At 61.8% G+C, this 26785-nt stretch carries 23 protein-coding genes; 12 read left to right on the plus strand and 11 right to left on the minus strand.

Translation table 11 applies throughout. The annotated features are described in order from the left end of the window. Window positions 1-121: 121 nt before the first annotated feature. The 7 genes from ABRP87_RS04675 to ABRP87_RS04705 all read left to right on the plus strand — a co-directional run bounded on the left by ABRP87_RS04675 (window position 122) and on the right by ABRP87_RS04705 (window position 8948). Window positions 122-1642: an ABC transporter substrate-binding protein gene (locus ABRP87_RS04675; protein ID WP_349867905.1), complete on the plus strand. Its 1521-nt coding sequence runs from the start codon at window positions 122-124 to the stop codon at window positions 1640-1642. Beyond that, a complete protein-coding gene (locus ABRP87_RS04680; RefSeq protein ID WP_349867906.1) occupies window positions 1639-2604 on the plus strand; it encodes an ABC transporter permease in 966 nt (321 codons plus the stop codon). The genes ABRP87_RS04675 and ABRP87_RS04680 overlap by 4 nt, the downstream gene beginning before the upstream one ends. Then, window positions 2601-3422 carry an ABC transporter permease gene (locus tag ABRP87_RS04685; RefSeq protein ID WP_349862940.1) on the plus strand — a complete coding sequence of 274 codons (822 nt, stop codon included), beginning with the start codon at window positions 2601-2603 and terminating at the stop codon, window positions 3420-3422. The genes ABRP87_RS04680 and ABRP87_RS04685 overlap by 4 nt, the downstream gene beginning before the upstream one ends. Beyond that, a complete protein-coding gene (locus tag ABRP87_RS04690; protein ID WP_349867907.1) occupies window positions 3419-4867 on the plus strand; it encodes an ATP-binding cassette domain-containing protein in 1449 nt (482 codons plus the stop codon). The genes ABRP87_RS04685 and ABRP87_RS04690 overlap by 4 nt, the downstream gene beginning before the upstream one ends. 61 nt (window positions 4868-4928) lie before the next feature. Continuing rightward, complete coding sequence (locus ABRP87_RS04695; RefSeq protein ID WP_349852873.1) at window positions 4929-6620, plus strand: FUSC family protein; 1692 nt, start codon at window positions 4929-4931, stop codon at window positions 6618-6620. A 145-nt stretch (window positions 6621-6765) separates the two neighbouring features. Beyond that, window positions 6766-8568 carry a BCCT family transporter gene (locus ABRP87_RS04700; RefSeq protein ID WP_349867914.1) on the plus strand — a complete coding sequence of 601 codons (1803 nt, stop codon included), beginning with the start codon at window positions 6766-6768 and terminating at the stop codon, window positions 8566-8568. Continuing rightward, window positions 8568-8948: a cell division FtsX domain-containing protein gene (locus ABRP87_RS04705; protein WP_349867908.1), complete on the plus strand. Its 381-nt coding sequence runs from the start codon at window positions 8568-8570 to the stop codon at window positions 8946-8948. The genes ABRP87_RS04700 and ABRP87_RS04705 overlap by 1 nt, the downstream gene beginning before the upstream one ends. A 2-nt stretch (window positions 8949-8950) precedes the next feature. On the opposite strand, the gene ABRP87_RS04710 is transcribed toward ABRP87_RS04705, so the two are convergent. Next, window positions 8951-10327, minus strand: a complete 1377-nt coding sequence (locus ABRP87_RS04710) for a M20 metallopeptidase family protein (protein WP_349867909.1) — start codon at window positions 10325-10327, stop codon at window positions 8951-8953. Window positions 10328-10484: 157 nt separating this feature from the next. On the opposite strand from ABRP87_RS04710, the gene ABRP87_RS04715 reads away from it, so the two are divergent. After that, a complete protein-coding gene (locus ABRP87_RS04715; RefSeq protein ID WP_349867910.1) occupies window positions 10485-11474 on the plus strand; it encodes an HNH endonuclease signature motif containing protein in 990 nt (329 codons plus the stop codon). A gap of 429 nt (window positions 11475-11903) precedes the next feature. Here the strand turns inward: ABRP87_RS04715 and efeB are convergent, their stop codons facing one another. The 4 genes from efeB to lepA all read right to left on the minus strand — a co-directional run bounded on the left by efeB (window position 11904) and on the right by lepA (window position 18254). Further along, entirely contained in the window at window positions 11904-13130 is a 1227-nt protein-coding gene (gene efeB / locus ABRP87_RS04720) for an iron uptake transporter deferrochelatase/peroxidase subunit (RefSeq protein ID WP_349867911.1), read from the minus strand. Beyond that, window positions 13130-14251 carry an EfeM/EfeO family lipoprotein gene (locus tag ABRP87_RS04725; protein WP_349863186.1) on the minus strand — a complete coding sequence of 374 codons (1122 nt, stop codon included), beginning with the start codon at window positions 14249-14251 and terminating at the stop codon, window positions 13130-13132. Before ABRP87_RS04725 ends, efeB begins: the two co-directional genes overlap by 1 nt. Window positions 14252-14254: 3 nt before the next feature. After that, window positions 14255-16153, minus strand: a complete 1899-nt coding sequence (locus tag ABRP87_RS04730; protein WP_349867912.1) for a phospholipase C — start codon at window positions 16151-16153, stop codon at window positions 14255-14257. A gap of 250 nt (window positions 16154-16403) precedes the next feature. Further along, complete coding sequence (lepA, locus tag ABRP87_RS04735; RefSeq protein ID WP_349863191.1) at window positions 16404-18254, minus strand: translation elongation factor 4; 1851 nt, start codon at window positions 18252-18254, stop codon at window positions 16404-16406. Between the two features lie 18 nt (window positions 18255-18272). On the opposite strand from lepA, the gene ABRP87_RS04740 reads away from it, so the two are divergent. Both ABRP87_RS04740 and rpsT read left to right on the plus strand, forming a co-directional pair. After that, on the plus strand, window positions 18273-18809 hold the full coding sequence (locus ABRP87_RS04740) for a type II toxin-antitoxin system PemK/MazF family toxin (protein WP_349863193.1): 537 nt from the start codon (window positions 18273-18275) through the stop codon (window positions 18807-18809). Between the two features lie 221 nt (window positions 18810-19030). Beyond that, window positions 19031-19294, plus strand: a complete 264-nt coding sequence (gene rpsT, locus ABRP87_RS04745; RefSeq protein ID WP_023023493.1) for a 30S ribosomal protein S20 — start codon at window positions 19031-19033, stop codon at window positions 19292-19294. Window positions 19295-19391: 97 nt separating this feature from the next. Here rpsT and ABRP87_RS04750 read toward each other — a convergent pair whose 3' ends face one another. After that, the gene (locus tag ABRP87_RS04750) at window positions 19392-19970 is read right to left on the minus strand and encodes a TetR/AcrR family transcriptional regulator (RefSeq protein ID WP_349852867.1); all 579 of its coding nucleotides are present in this window, start codon (window positions 19968-19970) and stop codon (window positions 19392-19394) included. 341 nt (window positions 19971-20311) lie between these two features. Between ABRP87_RS04750 and ABRP87_RS04755 the strand changes: the two genes are divergently transcribed. Continuing rightward, window positions 20312-21154: a DNA adenine methylase gene (locus ABRP87_RS04755; protein ID WP_349863196.1), complete on the plus strand. Its 843-nt coding sequence runs from the start codon at window positions 20312-20314 to the stop codon at window positions 21152-21154. Further along, window positions 21147-22508, plus strand: a complete 1362-nt coding sequence (locus ABRP87_RS04760) for a type II restriction enzyme (protein ID WP_349852865.1) — start codon at window positions 21147-21149, stop codon at window positions 22506-22508. The genes ABRP87_RS04755 and ABRP87_RS04760 overlap by 8 nt, the downstream gene beginning before the upstream one ends. Here ABRP87_RS04760 and ABRP87_RS04765 read toward each other — a convergent pair. The 5 genes from ABRP87_RS04765 to ABRP87_RS04785 are packed head-to-tail and all read right to left on the minus strand — an operon-like array spanning window position 22505 to window position 26602. Beyond that, entirely contained in the window at window positions 22505-23152 is a 648-nt protein-coding gene (locus ABRP87_RS04765; RefSeq protein WP_239268680.1) for a LysE family translocator, read from the minus strand. The two genes, ABRP87_RS04760 and ABRP87_RS04765, sit on opposite strands and share 4 nt — an antisense overlap. Then, window positions 23149-23538 carry an ankyrin repeat domain-containing protein gene (locus tag ABRP87_RS04770; RefSeq protein ID WP_349863198.1) on the minus strand — a complete coding sequence of 130 codons (390 nt, stop codon included), beginning with the start codon at window positions 23536-23538 and terminating at the stop codon, window positions 23149-23151. The genes ABRP87_RS04765 and ABRP87_RS04770 overlap by 4 nt, the downstream gene beginning before the upstream one ends. Before the next feature lie 10 nt (window positions 23539-23548). Continuing rightward, the gene (gene holA, locus ABRP87_RS04775) at window positions 23549-24517 is read right to left on the minus strand and encodes a DNA polymerase III subunit delta (protein WP_349867913.1); all 969 of its coding nucleotides are present in this window, start codon (window positions 24515-24517) and stop codon (window positions 23549-23551) included. 7 nt (window positions 24518-24524) lie between these two features. Continuing rightward, window positions 24525-25928: a ComEC/Rec2 family competence protein gene (locus ABRP87_RS04780; protein WP_349863205.1), complete on the minus strand. Its 1404-nt coding sequence runs from the start codon at window positions 25926-25928 to the stop codon at window positions 24525-24527. A 20-nt stretch (window positions 25929-25948) separates the two neighbouring features. Then, window positions 25949-26602 (minus strand): ComEA family DNA-binding protein, encoded by a 654-nt coding sequence (locus ABRP87_RS04785; protein ID WP_349863207.1) that lies wholly within the window; start codon window positions 26600-26602, stop codon window positions 25949-25951. Window positions 26603-26785: the final 183 nt, after the last annotated feature.

Genomic DNA, 26785 nt, shown 5'->3' on the forward strand with positions numbered 1-26785 from the left:
GCCACCGAGGCTCGCCACACAACAGCCGCTGAGATTGCCCTAATTAATGGCAATATATGCCTCCCCCCGAATGGTTTTAGAGCGTTTATGTGTTGAGTAACACACACGTTATTCTTCATTTATGAAAATTTTGCGCGCGCGCTCAGCGCTGGGCTGTCTCGCGATGGTGACAGCCCTGGGCACGATAACAGCTTGTTCAGCGGGCCATACGGCGGTGGTAGATACCTCCGGCGACAACGCCGCCCTAACGGTGGCATCTAGTTCGGGGGCCACCTCGCTCGACTTCACCACCACGAGTGGGGCCGCCGCGCCCTCGGTACTGATGGATAACGTCTATGAGACCTTGGTGCGCATCGATGAAGACGGATCCATCACCCCAGGCTTAGCCAAGGACTGGGACATCAGCGAGGATGCGAAGACCTACACCTTCCACCTGCGCGATGACGTGACTTTTTCCAACGGCGATGCCTTTACCGCGCAGACCGCCGCCTTTTCCATTAATTACGTCAAAAATGACTGGGCCAACGGCATTTCCTCCGCCATGGACCCAGTCGAAAGCGCCACCGCGGTAGATGACCACACCCTCAAGGTGCGCCTAGAAAAGCCCTCCAATCGCTGGCTGTGGTCCATGGGCACCACCATCGGCGCGATGATGTCACCTAAGGGCATGGACGATCTCGCGGCCCAGCCTATTGGCACCGGCCCCTACGAGGTGGCGGGATTCTCGCCCTCGGAATTCGTCTCCTTGCACAAGCGCGAGGATTACTGGGGCACACCATCTGCGCACGATGTCACGGTGCGCTACTTCCCCGATGCCATTTCCTCAGTCACCGCGCTGCGCTCGGGCGGCGTGGACGTCGTCTGGGGCGTGGGCAACCCTGAAATCCTCGATTCCCTGGATGATTCCATCGATACCAACGTAGGCACCACCAATGGTGAGGTCCTGCTATCGATGAATAATGACCGCGCCCCCTTCGACGATCCACGCGTGCGGCAGGCCGTGGCCTACGCCGTCGACCGCAAGGCGGCCAATGACATCGTGTGGTCCGGCATGGCCACCGATACCGGCGGCGCGCCCATGCCGCCCACTGATCCTTGGTTCGAAGGCAAGAACTATTACGACTTCAACCCGGATAAGGCCCGCTCGCTGCTTGCCGATGCCGGCGCCGAAGGCACCCCGCTCACCATCACCGTGCCTACGCTCTACTATGCCCAGGCCATCTCCGAGCTGCTGTACTCGCAGCTTTCCGATGTCGGATTCGACGTCACCCTCGAAACCGCCGAGTTCCCCGCAGTGTGGCTGGGCCAGGTCCACGGCGCCAAGGACTACCAGATGTCGATTATCTCCCACGTGGAGGCCCGCGATATTCCGGCGCTTTTTGGTAACCCGGATTACTACCTGAATTACGATTCCGCCCGCACGCGCGAGCTGCTCGAAAAGGCCGATACCGCGGCACTTGAAGACTATCCCCGCCGCATGACGCAGGTTGTAGACCAAATCATGGCCGATGCCGGCGCACTGACCGTGATGAATATGCCGAATGTCGTTCTAACGCGCCACGGCATTAGCGGCTTGCACACCGATCAGGTCACCGACGCCATCGTGTTGCGCGATCTCACCGACGACAAGGAGGACCAATGAGTACCTCTCGGGCACAGGCCATAATCCGGCCGCTGCTACGCTTCGTTCTCACGCTTTTTATCGCCTCCCTCATCATCTTCGCGCTCATGCGCGCCGTGCCCGGCAACCCGGCGCGCGTCGCGTTGGGCGTTAATGCCACTGAGGACGCCATCGCCGAGCTCAGCGCGGAACTCGGCCTCGACCGGCCGCTCATCGCGCAATACGGCGAGTGGGTAAAGGGCCTTGCCACCGGCGATTTTGGCAAGTCGCTGTCCTCACAGCAGGACATCACCCCGCTGGTTGTGGACCGCCTGCAGGTCACGCTCATCCTCATCGGCCTGGCCATGGCCTTGGCACTGGCCTGCGCGATTCCCATCGGCATGTGGCTGGCGCATAACCGCAATTCGCGGGTTGCCGGCCTGGTCTCCGCGGGAACGCAGTTGGGCATCGCCGTGCCAAGCTTCTTGGTCGGCATCATCTTGGTGGCCATCTTTGCGGTCCACCTGGGCTGGCTGCCGGCCAATGGTTGGGTTCCGCCGAATCGCGGCGTGGGCGATTTCCTGCGCCACCTGATTCTGCCGGTCATCGCCTTGGCCCTAGTCCAGGGTGCCATGCTCACGCGCTATATGCGCTCCTCGGTGCTCGACGTTATGGACCAGGACTATATCCGCACCGCCCGCGCCCTGGGCGATTCCCCGCGGGAGGCCCTGCACCGCCACGGGCTGCGCAATGCCGCCCTGCCGGTGCTTACGGTCTCTGGCCTGCAATTGACCTCGTTGGTGGTAGGCGCCGTGGTCATTGAATCCGTCTTCGTCATCCCCGGCGTGGGTTCCATGCTGCTCGATGCGGTCTCCGTGCGCGATCTGACCACGGTGCAGACCCTCGTCATGCTGCTGGTCACCTTCGCGCTGGCAGTAAACATGCTTACCGATGTCGCCTACCGCCTCATCGACCCCCGAATCAAGGCAGGTGACGCGCGATGAAAATGCGTTTTTCTGGTTGGCTAGGCGCCGTGCTCGTCGGCGCGGTCGTCGTAATCGCCCTCGTATCGCTGGTGTGGACGCCGTACGATCCCACCCTCGCCCAGCCGGGTAGCCGGCTATCCGGCCCCACCGCGGATCACATCCTGGGCACGGACCGCTTCGGGCGCGATACCGCCTCGCGCATCATGGCGGGCGCGAAAATCACCGTCTTCGTGGGTCTTATCGCCGTCGGCATCGCAGGTCTTATCGGCATCCCGCTGGGGATTCTGGCGGGCATGCGCCGCGATACCTGGGTAGAAGCGCTGGTCATGCGCGGCGCCGACGTGGTGCTCGCCTTCCCGGCGCTCTTGCTCGCCATCATCGCCGGCGCGGTCTGGGGCCCATCGACGCTGACTGCCATGATTGCCATCGGTATTTCCGGCATCCCCTCCTTTGCCCGCGTGGCACGCTCTGGCACGCTGCAGGTGGTCACGCAGGACTATATCGCCTCCGCCCACATCTCCGGCGTGCCGGGCTGGAAGGTTGCGGTGCGCCACGTGCTGCCGAATATCGCGGGCCTTATCATCGTCCAGGCCTCGGTGTATTTTGCCCTCGCCATCCTCGCGGAGGCGGGCCTGTCTTACCTCGGTTTGGGCACCCCACCCCCGGCCGCCTCGTGGGGCCGCATGCTGCAGGATGCCCAATCGCTGCTGAGCACCGATCCCCTCCAGGCCCTGTGGCCAGGACTCGCCATCGCCGCCACGGTCTTGGGCTTTAACCTGCTTGGCGATGCCCTCCGTGACGCCCTCGACCCCCGCATGAAAGGAGCCACGCGATGAGCCTTTTAAGCGTGCGCGATCTCAGCCTCAGCGCCTCCGAATCCTCCCTCGTCGGACCTATTAGCTTCGAGCTCGAGGCGGGCGAAAAGCTCGGCATCATCGGCGAATCCGGCTCCGGTAAGTCACTAACCGCGCTGTCCATCATGGGCCTGCTGCCCACGGGGATTTCCGCCACCGGCGAGGTCACCGTGGCCGATCATCAGATCATCGGCGCGCGGGACTCCGCCATCCGCCCGCTGCGCGGCAAGACTATGGCCATGGTCTTTCAAGAACCCATGAGCGCGCTGGATCCCCTAATGCGCATTAGCGCTCAGCTCACCCACGCCGGTGCGCGCGATATCGCCGCGGCTCTAGAAGAGGTCGATCTCGACGCCGATCTCGCCTCGCGTTTTCCCCACCAGCTCTCCGGCGGGCAGCGCCAGCGCGTGCTCCTCGCCATGGCCATGGCGGGAAGCCCCGACGTGCTCATCTGCGACGAGCCCACCACCGCCCTCGATGCCACCACGCAAGACGGGGTCCTCCGCGTCATCGAGCGCGTGACCGAACAACGCGGCACCGCCCTGCTCTTTATCACCCACGACCTCAACGTCATCCAGCGCATGTGCCCGCGGGTGCTGGTCATGCGCGATGGCTATATCGTGGAGGAAGGCCGCACCGAGCGCGTCCTCACCAAGCCGCGCCACGCCTATACCCAAGAACTGGTTTCGGCCTCGCAGCCGCCAGACTTCGTCCTCACCCCGGCGAGTGGGGAGAAGGAAGTGGTGGTGCTGGAGGGCATCGGCAAGCAGCATGGCTCCCAGGCCGCGCTGACGGGGATCGATCTCCGCGTGCGCCGCGGCGAGCGGCTCGGTATCGTCGGCGGCTCCGGTTCCGGCAAGACCAGCCTGCTCAAGATCGTGGCGGGGCTAGATGCCCCCACCTCCGGAACCAGCACCGTGGACGGGCGCGTGCAGATGGTATTCCAAGACCCGCAAGGTTCGCTAAACCCGCGGCTGAAAATCTGGAAATCCATCGCCGAGGCCATGCCCGGGCGCCTGCCCAAGTCCGAGCAGCGCGAGCGCGCCGCCGCAGCGCTGGAAGAGGTGGGCATGTCCGGCAAGGCGCTCGACCGCTTCCCCCACGAATTCTCCGGCGGGCAGCGCCAACGCATCTCCATCGCCCGCGCGCTGTGCGGCGAACCGGATATCCTGCTTGCCGATGAAGCCGTCTCCGCCCTCGACATGTCCGTGCAAGCCCAGGTGCTGGAATTGCTCGCCCGCCTCATCGAGGATCGCGGGCTGACCCTGCTATTTGTCACCCACGATCTCTCCGTGGTGCGCGGGCTCTGCGATAGGGTCGCCGTGCTCAACCGCGGCGAGCTCGTCGAACACGGGCCCACCGAGCGCGTGTGGTCTGCGCCAGAAAGCGACTACACCCGCCGACTCATTGCCGCTGCAGGGCAGTAAGATCCCTGCGGCGTAGGGTGGTTGCGGTAGACGTTTTAAACGAAAGGAGTCCAGCAGGCTCGTGAGCACCGACCACCCTATCCCGCAACGCCCCAGCACCACCCAGTTGCTGACCGCCTTTAATACCGCCTCCGTGCGTTGGCCCGGCGCCCTGCGCGCGGCCTTGGCGCTGCTGCTTCCCGGCGCCTTCGCCATGCTCACCGGCCACGACTACGCCATCCTGCTGCTGGCCACCGGCGCCTTCGCCGTTATTTTCGGCGAGGGCCACCCCTTTCGCACCCGGCCCCGCGTCATCCTTACCGCGGGCCTGGCCCTGACCACCGTGGCGACCGTGGGCGTGCTGGTCGGCCACCTGATTTTCGTCTCCGGGCACGGGCACTGGTGGCTGCTGCTCGCCGGGTTCTATTCCCTCCTGCTCGCCGCGCTGTGCGGCTTTGCCCAGAACGCGCTGCGCCTACCGCCGCCAGGCGCCTTCTTCCTCGTCTTGGTCGGCGGCGGCTCGGTGATGCTGGCACGGACGGATACGAGCGTCGGCCAGCTGTTCTTCTGGTCCCTGACCGGCGTGCTGGCCAGCCTGATTCTGGGCATGGCGCCCGCGCTCATTGATGTGCACGGCCCCGAGCGCCGCGCCGTCGCCGCCTTGGAAAAGGCCACCGCTGCGTTTGTTTCCGGCGAGGATGATTCCCTCGCCCGCCACCACCAGGCCCAAACGGCGCTCTCAACGGCCTGGCAAGCGCTTGCCGATGCCGGCATTATCCGCGGCGGCCGCATCATCAACTCGGCAGCCGCGGGCCTGGTGGATCGCACCTTGCAGGCCCAAGGGCGCATCGTCGCGCATAACCGCGCGCTGGACTTGGGTTCTTCTTCCGATCTGCTGACTGATTACGCCACCGATGTGGACCCGCACCGCACCGCTATCCCGCACACCCGCCCCACCGGGCGCTACCGCATCTACCGCGCCGCGGTGCGGGATTCGCATGCCATGGTGACCACGCAGAAGATTGTGTTGTCTGCCGCTATTACCACGGTGGTCAGCCTGTCTTTAGGTTTTGACCGCCCAGACTGGGGCGTGGTCTCCGCCTTTCTCATGCTGCAGTGGGGACCAGACCACGTCGCCGGCACTGTCCGCGGCATCCACCGCATGCTCGGTTCCATCGTCGGCGTCATGCTGTTTTCTATCTTCCACTACTTCGGCGTGTCCGGGTGGAGCTTGCTGGTAGCCCTCGCCGCCTGCCAATTCTGCGCGGAAATTTTCGTGGCCAAAAACTACGCCATCTGCGTCATCTTCTCCACCCCGCTCGCACTCCTGATGGGCAATTCCGCCCAGCGCCCCCTCTGGCCCACCATCCAGGCGCGCATCAGCGAGGTCCTCATCTCCATCATCGTGGCCACCATCGTGCTGTGGTTCTGGCAGCGTTCCGCGCCCGTCCGCAACCAGCACCGCTTGCAAACCCGCGCCATGGAATCCATGTCCACCCTGCTCGGGCTGCTGTTTATCAATACTCCCGAAGAGGTCCTCGCCAGCCGCCGCGACCTGCAATACGAGTTGTTATCCGAGCGCCGCGCCATGCAATCCCTCGCCGCCGATAACCCCGCCACCGCCCGCGAATTGTGGCAGCGGCACATCGCCATCCAGCACGCGGGCTATTTCTTGCTCGACTATTGCTCCACGCACCCGTTCAGGATGGCAAGCAGGGAGGAGCTAGACGGCATCGTCAAGCAGATTCACGCCGCGCATGCCCAAACGCGCTAGCTTGTGGAATGCGTCGCGGTACTGAACAATTGAAGCCACTCCCCCTCGCCGATCTAAGGACACCGTGACTTCTTCCTCCCGCGCCTACAAGCGCTCCCTCGAACCGCACGATAAGGGCAGCGCCGTCGGGCTCTACCCGCACAATATGCACCCCGGGCTGGTGCCTGGCATCAGCGTTGAGGACCAACGCAACCGCTTCGGCTTGGATAAATCGCTATTTTCCATCACCGCCGTCCTCATCGTGGCCTTCATTATTTGGGGCATCACCATGCCCGATAACCTGGCCGCCGCCTCCTCCACGGCCTTTAACTGGGCCATCACCAATACAGGATGGCTGCTGAATATCACCATGCTGCTGGCCACCGTGACCATGGCCTATATCGGGTTCTCCCGCCTCGGCCGTATCAAGCTTGGCACGGATACGGAAACGCCCGAATTCAGCTACTTCAGCTGGGTAGCGATGATGTTTGGCGCCGGCATCGGCGTCGGCATCTTCTTCTACGGGCCCTCCGAGCCGCTATCGCACTACCTCAGCCCTCCCCCGCACACCGTGGATAACGGCAGCTCCGTCGAGGCACTGCACCAAGCCATGGCCCAATCGCACTTCCACTGGGGCATTTCCCCGTGGGCGGCCTATGCTTTGGTTGGCGCCGCGATTGCCTATTCCTCCTACCGGCGCGGGCGCGTACCCCTCATTTCTTCCATCTTCCAGCCGCTCTTCGGCTCCCGCGCCACGGACGGCCCGCTGGGCAAGCTTATCGATGTCATGGCGCTTATCGCCACCCTCTTCGGTACCGCCGCTACCCTGGGGCTTTCTGCTATTCAAATCGGCCAGGGCGTCAGCATCATTCGCGGCGCGGGCCCCATGACCAATTCCGCACTCATCATCGTCATAGCCGTCTTAGGCTGCGCGTTTATCATCTCTGCGGTCTCTGGCGTCGCGCGCGGCGTGCGCTACCTGTCCAATATCAATATCACCTTGACCTTGGGGCTTGTCGCTTTCGTTTTCTTGGTCGGGCCCACCCTATTGCTGCTGAACCTGATTCCTTCGGGCATCGTGACCTATATCGATCAATTTCTGCCCATGATGGCCAAGGATTTGTCCTGGGGCGATGAGACCATTGAATTCCAGTCCTACTGGACGGCGTTCTACTGGGCCTGGTGGATTGCGTGGACACCGTTTGTGGGCATGTTCGTCGCCCGCATCTCCCGCGGTCGCACCATTCGCGAATTTGCCGCCGTGACCATCTTTGCGCCCACCGCCATTTTGGCGCTGGCCTTTACCATCTTTGGTGGCACCGCCATTTCCTTCAACCAGGACGGCGTAGAGGGCTTCGACGGTGAATCCTCCAATGAGCAGGTGCTCTTTTCGATGTTCCAGGATCTCCCCCTTGGCACCATCACCCCGTTTATTCTTTTGGTCATCCTCGCGGTCTTCTTTATCACTTCGGCTGACTCCGCCTCCGTGGTCATGGGCACCATGTCCTCCAAGGGCGACCCAACCCCGAATAAACTCATCGTCATCTTTTGGGGCCTGTGCATGATGGGCATCGCCATCGTCATGCTGCTGACCGGCGGCGAAGACGTCCTCACCGGCCTTCAAAACCTCACCATCCTGGCAGCGCTGCCCTTCTGCCTCGTGCTGTTGACCATGATGGTGGCGTTCATCAAGGATCTGCGCTCTGATCCGATGTTTATCCGCCGCACCTATGCCCGTTCGGCGATGGACAATGCGGTCATGCGCGGCATCGCAGAGCATGGCGATGAATTCGAGTTCACCGTCCAGCACGCCGAGGACGGACGCGGGGCCGGGCATGACTTCGATTCCGCCGCGGACCGCTATACCGAGTGGTACCAACGCACCGACGAAGAAGGCCGAAACGTCGACTATGACTTCGAAACCGGTAAATGGTCCGATGGATACGACCCAGAAAATGAGGAGAAATAATGGGGCTTCCCAGCGATGTCGTTCTCGATGGCTACACCCTCATCGAGCAGCACGAGATTGACCACGAATTCTTATTGCGCGGCTCACCACTTAGCACGAACACTCCCTTGCTCTTCGCCGCCGCCATCGCCGGCATCGCGCTCGTGGCCGCCAGCTTATTTCTCCGCGGGCGCGGCCATGTCATCGCCGGTGTACTGGGCGCGGTGCTCGCAGTCAGCAAGCTGTGGTGGATGCCCTTCGCCTTGGCTCGGCACTTCGATGACGGCCAGGTCTTTGGCTATACGCTCAAGTACTTCCCGCAGTATTGGCCGGTAGCCTCCATCATCGTCGGCGCCATCGCGCTCATCGGCCTCGCCTCTGCCGTTATCCGCCGGCATTAACATTATTTCTGTACGCCGGCTGCCTCTCGCATGGCCTTGGTCTGCGCGGAAGGATGCTCGTTTTCGGTGGCCAGGCGCTCGAAAGCCACGGCGGCGAGCGCTGCTGCCTGCATACCGAGCACGGAGTCATCAAAACGCATCATCGGCGAGTGATTCCACTCGCGCTGGTTCTCGGGCGTCGAAGGGTTGGCCGTGCCCATCCACATAAACGTGCCCGGCACTTGGGAAAGGACATAGCCGAAGTCCTCAGAGGCCATCATCGGGGCCTCGAAAGGCTGCATATTTTCCGCGCCAAACATCTGCCCCCACAGCGTGGCGGCAAATTGGTTCTCCCGCGGGTTCGTCTTCGTCGTGGGATACAGCACCTCGAAATCCACCTGCGCGGTGCACCGGTGCGAGGCAGCCACCGAGCTGGAGACCTCGGTGATCATTTGGCGGACGGCGTCGATCTTTTCGTCGCGAAGCACGCGCACCGTCGCCCCCAGCGCCGCGCGATCCGGAATCGCGTTATACGCACCATTGCCCGCCCACAGGTTGGTCACGGTGATCACGATGGGCTCCAGCGCATCGAAGCGGCGCGTCAGCGCGGTCTGCAGCGCCATCTGAATTTCCGCCAGCGCCGCGACGGGGTCGATGGCATCGTGCGGGCGGGACCCGTGCCCGCCCTTACCCAGCACCGTAATGGTCAGGTTGGACGAGCTTGCCATCATCGGCCCGGGAACATAGTGGAACGTGCCCCGATCCTGCGGGCCCACGTGCAGGCCGTAGGCGGCGATTGGGCGTCGGCCAGCGGCATCGAGCACGCCTTCCTCAATCATCGGCTGCGCACCGCCGGGGCCTTCCTCGCCGGGCTGGAACATAAAGGTGACATCGCCATGCAGCTCCTCACGGTGCTCACACAGCATGCGCGCGGCCCCAATCAGCCCCGCGGTATGTAGGTCATGGCCGCAGGCGTGCATGTATTCATTGATCGACGCAAAGGGGCTTCCGGTCTGCTCATGCACCTCCAGCGCGTCCATATCCGCGCGCAACAGCACCGAAACCGGCCGCTCGCCGCGCTTGCCGCCACGCAGCACCGCCACCACGGAGCTGAGATCCTGCCCCACATGGATCTCGAGCGGCAGGCCCTCGAGCGCCTCAAGGACTTTTTTCTGCGTGCGCGGCAGGTGCAGCCCGATTTCCGGGTGACGGTGCAAATCGCGCCGAATTTCCTGCAGGTCCTCCACCATGTTTTCGCCCATGTCCTGAAAAATCTCCGTCGCCTGCTGCTTGCCGATGCGCGCCCTTGTCACCGGCAGCGGCGGCAACTCCTGCGCCTGGCGCGGCGCGGACTTACGTCCGGGGTGGTTGGGGCGAACAATTTTCGTGGGATCAGTCATGTGGGCTCCTTTACTCGCTGTCATATTCGACAATACCGCAGGTTATCCACAGGGTGAATGGACGGCGAGGCATCAGGTGTGACGCGTGGGGCGAGTTATCCACAGGCGGGGTGGCGCGGGCTTTCCCGCGGGTGGACGGAGGCTTAACCTCGCAGGCATGACCCGCTTGCAAGACTATGCCCGCCAATTAACCTCGCCGATGGAGCTTCTCGGCGAGGTATTCGGCCTTGCCGAAACGGACCTGCGGCGGTTTGGCATTTCCCGGCAGGAATCGCGCGAATTGCTGCTGCTTGCCGATGCCTACTTCGGCCCCACCTCCTTCACCCGCCGCCAGCGCACGTGCCGGGCGACGAAGCACTGCTTAACTACGCTCAAGTTGATTGAAAAATACGTCTCCCGCACCAAGACGAAGCGGGATGCGTGGGCGCTGCGGGCAGAGTTGTGTGGGACTTCGGGGGACATCGACAAGCTAGCGCGCACCCGTCTCAAGGAGATGTATCCTCCCCGTCAGCCCCAGCGCGGGGTGCGCATGACCCGGCGCAAGGGTGGGCCCTCCACGCTGTCGATTACCGGTGATTCCGATTTCATCGCCGACCTGCATTCCACCATTGGGGAGGATTCCCCGCTCGAGGCCGTCGATCGCATTTTCTTTCGCGGTGGTGCCACGCGCCCAGTAGCTAGCACCAATATCGTTATCCACCTCGATGAGCTGGATAAGATCTTAAATGGTGGCGGCGAAGAGGTCACGCTGCAGATGACCAATGGTGCCGAAATTTCCGGGGCCAAGTTGGTGGAGAAAAAGCTTGCCGAGGTCGGCCTTATCACCCTCATCCATCCTTTCGAGGGCCCAGTCAACCTCTATAGGACCTCCCGGTTCGCTTCCGAAAAGCAGCGGCTGATGGCCGCCGCCGAGAACCCCTCCTGCCCGTGGGCGGAGTGCAATTATCCGGCAGATAAATGCCAGGTCCACCATCTCCAGGCGTGGAAGCACGGCGGCGAGACGAATATGGACAACCTGACCATTGCTTGCCCCTATCACAACGGCGTCAACGACGACGACCCGCACGCCCCACCGGTGCGCGGCCGCCTGCATCGCCATCGCGGTCGCATCGAGTGGCTACCACCCTGGGCCTCGCCACCCAGCTAGGTGCCGCCTTTACTTGATGCGATTGAGCCGGGCCCGAACAGTTCTGGGGTTCCTAAGTAAGTGGCGCCTTTCCTGCCGTTGCTCTTCTTATTGCCGCCGATAGCAACCGCTGGTTTAGCGGTTGCCGGTTTGGCGTGCCATAAGCCTTCTACCCCAAGGCCCGTGCGCCGGAGGAACAGTGTGCTTTGAAACCCGTGCGCCGTAAGGCTCGTGCGCGGTGGGAAGGGTGTGCCATGAGACAGGGCACCCTGGGATCCGGGCGCCGTGGGATCTAGGTGCCCTGGGAACTTTGTGCCGGGAAAACGGTGCACCGGGAGACCCTGTGCCGACGGTGCGTTGTGGTGTGCCTCCATCGCTGGGTGCTAAGTCACGACCTTGGCGCGGTGGTAAAAGTTCGCGAGCGACCAGTGGTTAGCTGGGTAGGAGGTTTTAGGCTTCAAGGAGGCTGCGGCCGAAATAATCGGATTCATCGGCGATGCCGGGAAGCGCGAAGAAGTAGCCGCCGCCGTAGGGGCGGATATAGTCAGCCAGCGGTTCGCCTTCGAGGCGTTTTTGCACCGTAATGAATTGTCGTTCTAGGTCCTGTTGGAAGGAGATGAAGACCAGCCCCACGTCGAGGGTGCCGTTATCGCGCACGCCGTTGTCGTAGTTATAAGCGCGGCGCAGCATAAGTTGGTCAGCGGTTTCTGGGGTGCGAGGATTAGCCAGGCGGATGTGGGCATCGGTGGGAATGACATCGCCGGTGGCATCATCGAGGTAATCCGGTTCGGCGTGCTCGTCGCCGCCCGATAGCGGGCCGCCCGTTGCGCGGTCGCGGCCGAAGATTTGCTCCTGCTCGGCAATGGAAATGCGATCCCAAAACTCGGTGTACATGGCAATAAGCCGCACCGCCATATAGCTACCGCCTGCGGCCCAGGCAGGCTCATCCGAACCGGCCCACACGAGCGAATCGTAGTTATCGGGGCCAGGATTGACGATGCCATCCTTAAACCCCAAATGATTGCGCTGCGTACCCGATGGCCGCGGGGAATTCATATAACCATTCTGTCGCCAGCGCACCGCCACATCGCCGCGCGTATGGCGCAAGATATCGCGCAGCGCGTGGAGAACGATATCGCGTTCATCGGCGCAAATCTGCAAAGCTAAGTCACCGTGGCACATTTCTTCTTGCAGGGTGTCATCGGCAAACGATTCCATCGCGCTCAAGTGCGCGGGCTTGTGGGCGGCAAGGCCGAAGCGGTCATCGAAAAGCGAATCGCCCACTGCGAGGGTAATGGATAAGTGATCGGCCGGCAGCTCTGGGCCCAACTCGCCCGAATCCATCGCCGGATAAGCAATGCCATCGGGGGCGGGCGTGCCACCTGCGGTTAAGATACGCGCCCTTTCACTTAGCGTGCGCAGGAGCTTGTCCAAACGGGTTTTTGTTTTAACCTGCACGTCCAGCGCCACTATTTCCGAGTATTTCTGTGGGGGATTGATAATGCCTTGCTGGTGTTCGCCGTGAAAATCCAGCGCGCCCGGGCGATCCAGTGAGTCGGTGGATTCCAACGGAAGCGAGGGGGACTCAGCTTCTGCTCCCGGGGCTGCGCCGACGGCCGCGGAGGCGGCGAGGCCAGACAAAAAGGAGCGGCGGGAAAAGTTAAACGGGCACGGCACTAGTTCATCCTCCGGATAACGGTCATGGTGGCAACTGGGGCGAGCAGCTCATTCGCCTTGGCGACGCCCGCCTGTAAGTGCAAGCGGTCCTCCTGCGTCCAGTCCGCAAAAGCCGCGCTAGACGCACCACCGTATTTATCCTCGAATTCCTCAGCAAGGGTGTCCAAATCCGCGAGCTGATGGTAGATGGGCGCGGTGTCTAAACCGCGATCCTCGACCAAAGAGCGCACGGGATCCAGTGTCATTCGGGTCGACGTAATGATTCCGCGCAGGGCGGTAGGCAGGGCATGGGCGCCGAAATCGCGCTCGCCGCGCAGGTCAAAGCGCTCGAATTCCTCCATCACCTCATGCGCGCGCAGCCCATAATCCGGGGCGGGGATAGCAAAATGGGCGGTATCGAGGGCGTGGGCGGTTTTGTCGGTGGCATCGGCAAGCGCGGTGGCGGGCAGGGCGGCATCGCTGGGTGGACGGTTGGACCACAGGATGCGCTCGATGCCTTCGTAGGCCTCCAAATCCGGGCCCGGCCACTCCGCGCTGGAATCGTCGAAGGAGCGGTAATACTCCAGGTAGTCCAGGTAGGCGGCTTGGGCGGCGGGGCGGGAGGAAGAAGTGGCATCGGCAAGCGCATGGGCGCGCTTTTGCAGCTCCGGCACGCGCTTTTTCTGGTTTTCTGCCTGCTTGATGGATACCGCGGCGACCTCGTGGTCCGTAATGGGAACCATCTTGGGAGCATCAGCCACGGTGGAGCCCGCCACCGTGAAATCATCCGACTCTACCGCGGAATCGTTGTGAAATACACAGGTCAGGTGGTAGGTTCCGTCCTCCAGCTGGGGGTTCCACTCGCGGATGGCGGGGGTACCGATGCGCTCGAGGACCTGGTAGGCATTGCCCTTGTCATCTGAAACATAGACCGTGAGGGCAAGCCCGGTGGTGTTATTGATCTTCCATTTCGCCTCGCCCTGCACGTCCTCAGGCGCCGGGCAGGAATACACATCGCGCACGGCGAGCTCGCGCGGGGGTTGCTCGCTGCCCTGCCCGCTGAGCATCGCCTGGGCACCCGTTTGCGAGATGGAAAGCCCAACTGCGAGCGCGAATGCGGTGGCGAAACGGGAAATCTTCATAAATTAGAAAGGCAGGTTCTTCAAATCCAGGCCGGGGTGACCACTCATGACCCAGCCGATGATGCCAGCGGCTATGCCCAATGCGGCGAGGATGCCGATGATGCCCACCTTGGTGGAACTGGATGCGGCGTGGTTGGTATCCGGCTGCTGGGCCTTATCCAGCGTGGTCACGGCGGGAACGCCCTGCTCGGTGACCTTGGTGTCATTCATGCCATCGACAACCGGCTTCAGATTGGTGCCAGCGCGTGAGGTGTCATCCACGCGCTCTACGGAGTCATAATCCTCTGCGACAGTGCCATCGGTTTCATTGAGGAAGAGCTTCGGAGCCTTATCTGCAGCCGCAAAGTCGAACATGCCGGTGAGCGCACCTGCGCGGTCATCGAAGGCATCCCCGCCCAAGCGGCCAAGGCCCCAGTTGTCCTGGATGAACTTGGTCACCGAGGTCTGCTCGGTATAGGTGGAATCGATGTGGTTGGTCTTGGCATAAGGCGACACAACCAAGAGCGGCTGGCGGGTGCCGGGGCCACACTGGCCGTTCTTATCGCCCTTGATGCCTACCTTTGCAGCAGCGGCGGTGCAAATTTCCTTGTCCTGGTGCGGGTCGGTGGAGCCGTTGAGGATTTCCGGCGCCTTGTGGTCGTACCAACCATCGGAATCGTCGTAGGCGATGACGACTGCGGTGGAATCCCACTCCGGGGAGTTTTGCAGCTCATTGATGTAGTGGGTGATAAACGCCTGCTCATCCAGCGGGTTGGAGTAGCCGGCGTGGCCATCTTGGTAGTTAGCGGCCTTGAGGAAGGACACGGAGGGCAGGTTGCCCTGCTCGATGGCGGTATCGAAGTCCGCGAGATCGTACTGGTGGTTTGCCTGGTCGGTCTTGCCAATCATGTCATCGCTGGACGGGGCCAAGTGGTGCGGGTTGGCGGTAGACGCATAGTACTGGAACGGCTCGTGGTGCGGGTTGTAGTCGGTCTGATTCTGGCCGGTCAGCGTGGTGTGCGAAGAACCGCAGCGGGCGCGGGAGTCCTTGGTTGCCTTATCGGTGGGGCGGAATCCGCCCTGGAACCAACCCCAGGTCACGTCCTTATCGTTGAGCTGATCACCAATGTTCTTGGAGTGCATCGCGGTGACTTGGTTGGTACCGGCGGAGGACTTATTGGAGCAGTCATCGAAAAGCGGGTCTGGGTCGCCCACCACGGTTGCGTTAGACCCGTCCTCGGATACGCCGGCCAGGGCGTGGTTCTTGCCATCTTCGATTTTCTGCTGGTCGCCCGTGGCTGGGTCGTGCATGGTGGCATCGGCGACGGTGCCGGAAATCAGGTTCAGCGCGCCCGGGGTGGAGGGACCGAAGATGGTGGAGAAGCTGTTATCATTCAGCGCGAAGTTCTGCGCGTAGTTCCACATACCGGTCACGGTATTGCCGTCGTAGTATCCCATGGTCATGCCCGGGGTGGCGTAGGCACCCTCATTGCTCTTATCGATGTCCGTGGACACCGTCTCCGGGAACTTGTCCATCTTGCCGCCGTTGTAGGCTTCCTGCTCATCGGCGTAGTGGTGGTTCTGGTCCGTGGTCACGGAGTGTTCAGGCGAGATGCGAAAAGGATCGATGGAATTCGGATTGTCCTTCAGCTTGCCGCTGTTTTCGAGATTATCCGCTTTAGGGGTGTTGGCCTTGGCGGTGAACTTAGGGGCAGGTTTCTCGCTTCCCTGCAGCTTTTCGGTCTCGTCATTGAGCGCATTCGGATAGGTACCGAAGTAGTGGTCGAAGGAAATGTTTTCGGAGTAAATGACCACGACGTGATCGATAGGGGTCTTGGTTTCGGCCTGTGCGATACCGGGGGCCAAGAAAGTTGTGGCAGCGGCTGCGGCGCACACTGCCACAGCGCGAGAGCGAAGCTTCATCTTATTTTCCGCCTTAAGTTAAACGAGTGACACAAAGAGGGAGAAAGTGGCTGTGGCTCGCCGAAGAGTCATCGGTCGCTTTCGAATCGAAATTAAACGCCGCGAAACCATAAACCGCAAACACTCAAAATGGGCATTCCCAGTCTCAGGAATGCCCTATAGGTGCAGTTCAACCTCGCTTTTAGGCGGCCGACGCCGCGGAGATTGTTAACTGAAAATTAAGGTACTATTACGCTGCGCTTTCCAGTGCCTAGTCGTCCGCGTCCGTCGACAGCGCCGCCACGAAGGCCTCCTGCGGTACCGACACAGAGCCCAAGGTCTTCATGCGCTTTTTACCCGCTTTCTGCTTTTCCAGCAGCTTGCGCTTACGCGAGATATCGCCGCCGTAGCACTTGGCCAGCACGTCCTTGCGCATAGCGCGGATGTTTTCGCGGGCGATGACCTTGGTACCAATGGCCGCCTGGACGGGGACCTCGAATTGCTGGCGCGGGATGAGCTCCTTGAGCTTCTTGGTCATCTTATTGCCGTACCACTGGGCCGAATCGCGGTGGATGATGGCGGAGAAGGCATCGACCGGGTCGCCGTTAAGGAGGATATCCACCTTTACGAGGTCGGACTGCTGCTCACCGGCCTCCTCATAGTTGAGCGAAGCATAGCCCTTGGTACGGGATTTCAACATGTCGAAGAAGTCAAAGATGATTTCGCCCAAAGGCATGGTGTAGCGCAGCTCCACGCGGTCTTCGGACAGATAATCCATCCCACCCATCTGGCCGCGCTTGGATTGGCATAGCTCCATCGTCGGGCCGACGAACTGCTCGGGCACGATGACGGTCATGGAGACAATGGGCTCGTAGACCTCGTTGAGCTTGCCCTCCGGCCAATCTGAAGGGTTGTGAACCCAGCTTTCCTCGCCGTCTTCTGCCACCACGCGGTAGGTCACGGACGGAGCGGTAGAAATCAGGTCGAGTCCGAACTCGCGCTCCAGGCGGTCGCGGGTGATCTCCATGTGCAGCAGGCCCAAGAAACCGCAGCGGAAGCCGAAGCCGAGGGCGACGGAGGTCTCGGGCTCGAAGGTCAAGGAGGCATCGTTAAGCTGCAGCTTTTCCAACGCATCGCGCAGGTCGGGGAAATCGGCTTGGGAGATGGGGAAAAGCCCGGAATAAACCATCGGGTCAGGGTCCTTGTACCCCTGCAGCGGGGTCTCGGCGCCGCCGTGGGACCAGGTGACGGTATCACCCACCTTGGTCTCGCGCACGTCCTTCACGCCGGTAATGAGGTAACCCACCTCGCCGGGACCCAGGCCCTCGCACTTTTGCATCGTGGGAGAGACGATGCCGATTTCCAGCAGCTCGTGGTTGGCATTGGTGGACATCATCGTCACCTTCTGACGCGGGGTGAGCTTGCCGTCCACCATGCGGATATAGGTCACCACGCCGCGGTAGGTGTCATAGACGGAGTCAAAAATCATCGCGCGTGCGGGCGCATCGGGCTCGTACTCCGAGGACGGCGGCGGCACCAATTCGCAGACCTTATCGAGCAGCTCAACCACGCCTTCGCCGGTCTTGCCCGATACCTTCAGCACCTCCTCGGGCTCGCAGCCGATGATATTGGCGATTTCCAGCGCATACTTATCCGGGTCCGCCGCGGGCAGGTCGATTTTATTGAGCACCGGGATGATTTCCAGGTCATTTTCCATCGCCAGGTACAGGTTGGCGAGGGTTTGGGCTTCGATGCCCTGGGCGGCATCGACAAGCAGGATGGCTCCCTCACACGCCTCGAGCGCGCGGGAGACCTCGTAGGTAAAGTCCACGTGGCCGGGCGTATCGATCATCTGCATGACGATCTGCTCGCCTGCCGATGCCCCCGATTGCGGCACCCACGGCAGGCGCACGTTCTGCGCCTTAATAGTAATGCCGCGTTCGCGCTCGATATCCATATTATCGAGGAACTGGTCACGCATATCGCGCTCCGCAACCACCTTAGATAGTTGCAGGATGCGGTCTGCCAGCGTCGACTTTCCGTGGTCGATGTGAGCAATAATGCAGAAGTTACGGATCCGGGCGGGATCCGTAAACGTCGTGGCCGCAAAGTTTTCAGACATACGTCTACAATAGTCGACATGAATTCCGGCATGCTCACCCGTCTGCGCGAGGCGCTCGGAATCAGCGAGCGCGAGCCCGTGGACTCCGGCCTCAACCGCATCAACTCCCAGTTAGGGCTGGATAGGTCCACCCACAGCCACGAACCGCGCAAGGCCGCCTCCATCCAGGTCGAGGCCACCGCGGCGCACCCCCGTTCCATCTTCTTCTCCCCCGATATGGATGGCCAGGCCGATTCCGGCGAGGTGGTGTGGGTGTGGACGCCTTCAGAGGGCAAGCAAGCCCCTCCCCGCGAGCGCGCCATCTTGGTGGTCGGGCGCACCCGCACCACGGTGACGGGCCTGCTCATTTCCGCCAACCCGGAGCATGCGCTTGACGATGCCTGGCTTGAAATCGGCTGCGGCGAGTGGGACGCCTCTGGGCGCAACTGTTGGGTGCGCTTGGACCGTTTATTGGAGGTCTCCGAGGAACAGGTGCGCCGCCAGGGTATCCTTTTTCCAGAACGCAGGTTCGAACGGATTGCCAACCGCTTGCGCTCGCGCTACCACTGGGCGTAGTTCGGCGGTGTGGCAGCCGCGGACTTGGCTGACGCGGGGTTGTGCTGCTATTATTTGCAAGTTACTTACTTTCCGGGCGCGTTGGTCGGGGCGGGCAGGACCTTGGGTTCGCTCTTCGAATACCAACGCCGAGCGCTTCTCCACGCTTAGTGGGGATCGCGGGACACGTCCGGCGGGTTTGTTTCTGAATCAATCATCTTCGATTATCAAGAGGTATTTTCATGGCTAATATCAAGTCCAAGCAGAAGCGCGTTCTGACCAACGAGAAGTCTCGTCAGCGCAACAAGAGCGTGCGTTCCGCGGTTCGCACCGAGATCCGCAAGTTCCACGCAGCCGTAGAGACTGGTGACAAGGCTGCAGCTGAAAAGCAGCTGCGCGTTGCTTCTCGTGCGCTGGATAAGTCCGTTTCCAAAGGCGTCTTCCACCGCAACGCTGCTGCCAACAAGAAGTCCGGTTTGGCCACCGCCTTCAACAAGATGGACTAGTAACTAGCCTTCTTGTCTCCCCCGAACAAAGCACCGCTTCATGCAGCGACTTGTTCGGGGGATTTTTATTGCGCCGGTTTTGTTGCGGCAGATGGACCTAGGCTAGTTCATCGGCAAAGTAGGCCTCGAAGATCTTGCCTGCATCTGCATAGGCCACCGACAATGATGTGCGGCCATGGGATTCCACAAAAGTCTGGATAGCGGTTTGAAACTGCGTGTGGATGATATTGACCGCCGGGATGAGCCGAGGATCCGAGGCCTTCCATCCTTCACGCGCCTGCAATGCCCGGCGGATGTGCATCATGACGCGCTCGTTTCGGCGCCAATACATGGACAGTAATTTCCCATCCTGGGAGAGCGCTTGGGCGGTCAATTGGGAAATCTCCGGGAAATATTCGTTGCCCACTGCATGCTCAAATTCCGCGTTCGCCATGATTGCAGAATCCTCCCGCAGGCTACCGCTGGGCAGGCCAGCGGCGAAGTTTTGCAATTGCTGGTCGAACTTTTCCGAAACTTCCGGGCCGAGTACCGCTGACTCCTTATCTTTGACGTAGTTAAAAAGGGTACGCCGCGATATCCCCACGTGGTGCGCAAGCTCTTCCATGGTGAACCCGTCATACCCGTGGTCAATGACGAGCCGCAGTGCTGCGACGCGGATCTCTGAAATGCGCGGCATACTCTCTCCCCTCTTCCTCACGATATTCAACCCGTGGAAACCCAACTATTCAACCCCATAAATATGGTATTTTTCTTCACCTTATAGTCTTTCTGCCCACCACGAAAAACCGACCCTGGTAGGCTTGCCTAACCGTCTTAAATCGCCGAAGTTACAGCATGTCAACGCGACGTTCCCAGCCCACGCCGGCAAAGCAGGCGCCTACTCAAACGCTAAGACAGCTACTGAAGCAGACGCTTGATCGCCGGGACATTTTACGCTGTAGCAACCAGTTTATGGGCTTATACGTTCGAAAGGGTGATGGTGTTCGTGTCGCCGGGGGCGGCTAAGATAAGTGACCAATGAACAACGTCAAACCTCTGGTGAAATGGGCCGGCGGGAAACGCCAGCTCTTGCCGCATATTCACGCCGCCCTGCCCGCTGGGGCCCCGCGGCGTTATTATGAACCCTTCATCGGCGGTGGCGCGGTTTTATTTTCGCTCACCCCGTCCTCAGCGCGGGTCAATGACCTCAACTCGGAGCTGATTAATTTATATGAGGTAGTGCGCGAAGGCGTCGACGAGCTCATCAACCTGGTATCGACGTATCCGAACGACGCGGACTTTTTCTACCAGCTGCGCGCGGTAGACCGCGATGCAGAACGGTTCGCGGCGCTATCTGCTACAGAGCGCGCCGCGCGGACGCTGTATCTGAATAAGACCTGCTATAACGGCCTGTACCGGGTAAATTCCGCGGGGCAATTCAATGCGCCTTTTGGCCGTTATAAGAACCCCACAATTTGTGATGCAGAAACGCTGCGCGGGGTCCACCAGTATTTTCGGGACAATGACGTTACCTTCACGCAGGGTGATTTCGCTGCGGCGGTGGCAGGTGCCAGTGAAGGAGACTTTGTCTATTTCGATCCGCCTTATGACCCGGTCAACGTCACCAGTTCCTTTACCGGTTATCAAAAGGGCGGTTTTGACCGCGCGGAACAAGAGCGCTTGAAGGCGGTGTGCGATGACCTCGATGCCCGCGGGGTGAAGTTCCTCCTCTCTAATTCCGCCACGGAGTTCATCCGCGACCTCTACGCGGATTTTTCCATCGACACCGTTGCGGCTACCCGCGCCATCAACTCCGTGGGTTCGCGCCGCGGCAAGGTAGATGAAGTGCTCGTGCGCAACTACGAGGTGGGCGATGAGTAAAGTACCGGGCGCACAAGAGCAGCGGGAACTTCGCGCGCTTTTTGATGTCCCAGAAGGCGAAAAGCTTGGCCTCGATGATTGGGGATGGCTGCGCATCATGGCCTCGGGGTGTGGCGAGGAGCTAGAAGAAAACGGATACTTCTACCTAACGGCCAAAGAGCTAAAGGAGCTTTCCGGCCGGGAACCGCGGCTGATGGCCAAGCACGATTTTTCTACCTCTCGACCGTGGATTTTCAAGGAACTGGGCCTGGGGATTCTTCCGGTTAGCCGCAGCGAATACTTCGTCGGGCCGTTGGACCTGTACGAACGGTTCCCGGACCCCACCCACGCCGGGCCAGGTTCTGTGCGCACGTTGGACATGCCAGCGGGCCTTGACACCCTCGATATCGAAAGCGTGAACTCGGAATCGATGGCGTTGAATGTGGCATCGGCAAGCGGCATGCTTGAGCACTTTTTGAGATGCGAACCATTGCAGGCCACCGTCGCCGGGCGCATGTCGTCGCTGGAAATGACGATTCCGGTGCCGGATCTGGGGCTGGAAGTCAAGGTCGAGCGCGCGCAGATGGAAATCGACGGCGGCTTCGAATCGCTCGAGCATTTGGTGCTGGTGGAGGCGAAAAACCACATCTCCGAAGACTTCAATATCCGGCAATTGTATTTTCCGTACCGGCGCTTCCAGCAGCGGCTAACTAAAGCCGTGGTGCCCGTGTTTTTGGTCTACTCGAATGGGATTTTCCACCTGTATCGGTACGATTTCAGCGATCCCGCGGATTTTCGCAGCATCGCGCTGGTAGACCACGCCCGCTACGCCCTGAGCGCTTCGCACCTCAGCGTGGATGATGCGCTGGGCATTATTGGCTCCGTCGATGCTGAGCCGGAGCCGGCAGGGATTCCCTTCCCACAGGCCAATAGCTTCGAGCGCGTGGTCAACCTGGTGGAGCTCATTGCGCAGCAGCCGATGAGCAAGGAGGACATCGCCGAGCAGTACGATTTCCATCTGCGCCAGGCGGACTATTACGCCAATGCGGCCTGCTACCTCGGGCTGCTGGCGCTTGCCGATGGCCACTATCAGCTCACCCCTCGCGGCGAAAAGGCCGTCGCACAGCCGCGGCGCGATGGGCGCAATGCTGCCCTGCTGCGCGCGTTGGCGGCGCGGCGGGTTTTCCGGCAGGCACTGGAGATAAGCCTGGGGCGCGGGAAGGTGGCCGAGACTCACGAGATCGCGGCGTCGATAGAAGGACTCGGCCTGGGCGCTGGCACGGCGAGGCGGCGGGCCTCGACGGTGGCGCGGTGGATCCAGTGGGCGCTGGATGTGGTGGCAGAGGGCGAATCTGAAACCCTGCCCGGGCTTTAAGCCACGAGCTGCTGCACGCCGGCGACGACGAGCGCGAGGCCGGCGATGATGAAGAACAAGCCCGATCCGATATCGATCCACGGGCCCGCGGCGATGAGCTTTCGGCGCACCGCATTCGTGGAAATCACCGTGGCCACCACGAGGAAGAAGGCGAAGGCCGATAGCGCTAGGGCCAGGGTCAGCGCGATGGCCAGCCACAACGGTGGGGATGCCGGCAGCTGCGGGGCGATCATGGCGGCGAGGAAGAGCACGATCTTCGGGTTCGACAGGTTCGTTGCCAGCCCCATCTTGAAGGAGTGGCGCAGCCGTCCCAACTTGGCCTCGGCGTCCTCCAAATCAACGGGCGGGTTGGTGCGCTGTTCGAGGCCGCTGCGCAGCGCCCGCCATCCCATGAAGACGAGGAAGCTGCCGCCGATGGCCTGGACGGCGCCCAAAATCCCGGGAAAGGCGGTCAGGAGGGCGGCCGCGCCAAAGACTGTGGCACCGCACCAGAACAACACGCCGATTTGAATGCCCGCGGCCGCGGCGATGGCATGGCGGCGCGACTTGGTGGCATAGCGGGTGACCAGGATGATATCCGGGCCTGGCGAGGCCACGCCCACCAGGTTCATCAGGAGAATGGTAAAAAAGGAAGTCCAGCTCACTGCGCGGACTCGCCTTCCAAGCGGCCGAGGAGGTCCTCGCGGCCAAACATGCGGGCCGAATCAATGGCGGTTGGCTGACCGGCGGTAGCGGAAGCGCCGGCGTTGAGGAGGGCATCGATAACCGCGTCTTCTTTTTTGAATATCGCCCCTGCCAGGGGCGATTGGCCGCGATCATTGGGCAAGTTCACGTCGGCCCCGGCACCTGCCAGCGCTGTGACGAGATCAGCGTGGCCGTGATAGGCGGCAAGCATGAGAAAAGACTGGCCTTCTTGGTTGGCCAGATTGATATTGACGCCTTGGTCAATGTAGCTCAGGAGATCCAGGTTTCCCTCCCGCGCCATGTCAAAGAGCCGACCAGCGAATTCTTGCACTTGTTCCTCAGACATGGTCTCTAGCTTAACGTGCCAATTCTGCGATTCGTTTTACGGCCGCCTCAACGGCGAATTCGGGCTCACCACCTTGGCCTTTAACGGCGGCGTCCAGTTCGGAAACGAGGATGACGGCGGCGGTGATGTCATCGGCGGTCCAGCGCCTAGCCACCGACTGGGTCATTTTCACCACATACGGGGCAAGCCCGGTTTGCCTGGCAAGTGCGTAATGGTCCCCGCGGGTGGAATACAGGCGCGCGACGGCGCCAACCTTATTGGCCAAGGCCGCGGCGATGGCCACGGGGCTAGCACCGAGCTGAAGGGCACGACGGCAGGTGGAGACGGCGGCCTCGACGCGGCCGGCGACGGCGGCATCGGCAATGTCCCAGTTAGCTACCTCGGCCACGCCAACGTAGTAATTGCGCACCGCTTCCTGCGTGACGTTGCCGCCCGTATCGGCTACGAGCTGGGAGATGGCGGAGGCAAGCTCGCGGAGGTCGGAACCGACGCCGTCGAGTACAGCGTGCACGACATCCGGGGTGGGGCGCACGCCGTGGGAGGCGAACTCGCGGGTGGCCCACTGGCCCAGCTCATTGGGGTAAAGCGAAAAGACCTCGTGCACCTCTGCAATCTTGCGCAGCTTCGCCACCAGCTCGGGCGCCTTCTTCTTTTTCTTCAGCGTCTTCGCGGCCACGGAATAGACCACCACCATGGTCATGCCCGGCGCGGGATTGACGCAGGCGCGCAGGATGATATCGACTACTTCTTTCCCGGCGCGTTCGCAATCCGTGATGACGATGACGCGGTTATCGCCAAACAGCGACGGGCTGGTGGCCTCTAAGATTTCGCCCTCGGATACCTCGGAGGCCTTGAGCGTCATCAATTCGGGGCGGGTGGCCTCGCCTTCGGCCGCGGCCTTGTGGATGGTGTGGCGGGCGCGTTCGGTGAGGAATTCATCGTCGCCGAGAATGAGGTGTACAGGAGGCATGCCCATCATTTTAGCGCTAGGCGGCAAGCACACCCAGACAAGCGATAACCCCCACCAAGGTCAGCCATGGCCGGTGATAGAGCAGCCCGGCGATGACCCATCCGTATCCCAGGAGCGTAAAGAGCGGGTGGGCGGTGATGGTGACCACGGGCAGGCTGGCCACGCCGTGGGCGATGGTATTGATCCACCACGACGCGGGTTCGATGAGTTTCAATAGCCCCGCGGCGACGATGCTCAAGGGGCCTAGCTGCGCGGCGATGGCCGCAAGCAGCCCCACCACGGTAATGGGTGCGGTGACGGGCGCTACTAAGACATTGGCGAGAACCGAGACAACGGATACCTCGCCGGACATTAGCGCGATAAGCGGCAGGGTGAGGACATCGGCGGCAATCGCCACCGCGATAGCGCGCAGGAAGATGGCGGGCCAGCCGGTGACCGCGAGCTGGGAATAGATGAGCGGGCTCAGCATGACGATGCCGAAAGTCGCCGCGCACGATAGCGCGAAGCCAAAGTGCACCGCGAGGTCCGAATCCACAAAAAGGAGGGTGAGGATGCCGAGGCTGAGCGCGTGGATGGGTTCCATGGTGGAAGAGTGCAGCACCGCGAGCAGACCTACTACCCCGGCGACGGCCGCGCGCTGTACCGATGGTTCAAGGCCCACCAAGACGACATAGGTGGCTAGCGCGGCCAAGGACACCGCCACCCTAGTGCGCGGTCCGGGCGCACACGCGGCGCAGACGATGGCGGCAAAGGAACAGACGATGGCCACATTGGCACCAGACACTGCGCTAAGGTGCGATAGCCCGGTATCGATGTAGAGATCGCGCTCGGCGGGGCTTTGCAGGGAGGTATCGCCAAGCACCATGCCTGGGATAAGCCCCTGGCTGCTCGGGCCTACCGCCTCTAGTACGACCACGCGGAAGTTATCGGCCACCCGTGCGGCCCAGCCGGCCAGGCCCGAAGGGGGCGCGTCGATACGCAGGTGGGAGGCGTTGGCTATCACGGTTCCCACTCCGGGTTGGTCGGACTCGGAAAGCTGTACCGCGGCCGTGACCTGCGTTCCGGCTGGGGCGCTGAGCGGTTCGGGGCTAAAGACCGGAAGCTGCGCGGGATAGCCCGGGACATCGAGCCGGATGAGCCAGCCACCAGTGCTCGTTTGGGTCGGCGCGGTGACCACGCGGCCGGTGATCTCGCGGCCGAAGTCGAAGGCGGCCGCACGCGCCTGCCGCACCGCGGCAACGAAGGCGGCGGCGCTGGCGAGCACGCTGCAAAAAATGGCTTGGCCCCAGTGCCGGGCGAGCAGGCATATCGCTACGACGCTGCCGATGCACATAACGGCCCATCCTTGCCCGAAAACCAGGACCGCTATGACCGCCGCCCACGCGGTCAAGGCGCCAGGCAGCAGGCGGAGTTCTTTCATCGCGGCGTGGCCCCTTAAGCCTACAGCTGCACGTTGTCTTTGAGCTTGGCAAACTTGGCCGGGCCAATCCCGCTGACCTCGAGGAGTTCTTCGACGTCCTGAAATCCCCCGCGCTCCTCGCGGAAGGAGACGATGGCTTCCGCGGTCACCTCCCCTACCCCGCTGAGATCCGTGAGTTCGGCGGCCGTGGCGGAATTCAGGCTGACCTTATCGCCGCCGGCGGGTGCTGCGCTGGGGGCATCGGCAAGCGGGGCACCTTGGGGCAGGACGTGGAGCTGCTGGCCATCGGCAAGCCGCTGCGCTTGGTTGAGCGTCATGGTCTCCGCCTCCGGCAAGGGTGCGGCCGCGGCGAGGGCATCGGCGACGCGGGCACCGGGCTCGAGGGTCTTCAGGCCAGGCGCTGCAACCTCGCCGACGACGGATACGACGATCTCGCTGGGCTCGGCGGTAGTGCTTTCCATCGCCGCGGGTTCGGGCATGCCGGACTCATCCGAGTTGCGGGAGCTAAGGCCCAGCCAGATAATGACGCCCACCACCACGAGGATGGCTACCGCGCAGGCCTGCCAGCGGCTGATGCGCACGCGCGGGCGCGGGTAATCGACGTGGAGGAGTTCTTCCTCGCCGGTGGGTTGGGTAAATTCGCGGAGTCGTTCGCTAATTTTGGGTGCCGCCATGGCTCACAGGCTAGAAAGCGGCGCTGGGCGCTGCGAGGCTATGGAGGAAGGCGCTGTGGATAAGTCGTTGATGGGGCCAACTAGGCGGACTGTGCGGGGTGGTTATCGGCCTAAACGACAGGATGTGTTGGTGAAGTTATATGTTTAGCCGGTCTGGCGTGCTGGTATTAGGATTATTTCACT

It is taken from the genome of Corynebacterium sp. KPL2830, from assembly GCF_040225635.1.
Taxonomy (GTDB): domain Bacteria; phylum Actinomycetota; class Actinomycetes; order Mycobacteriales; family Mycobacteriaceae; genus Corynebacterium.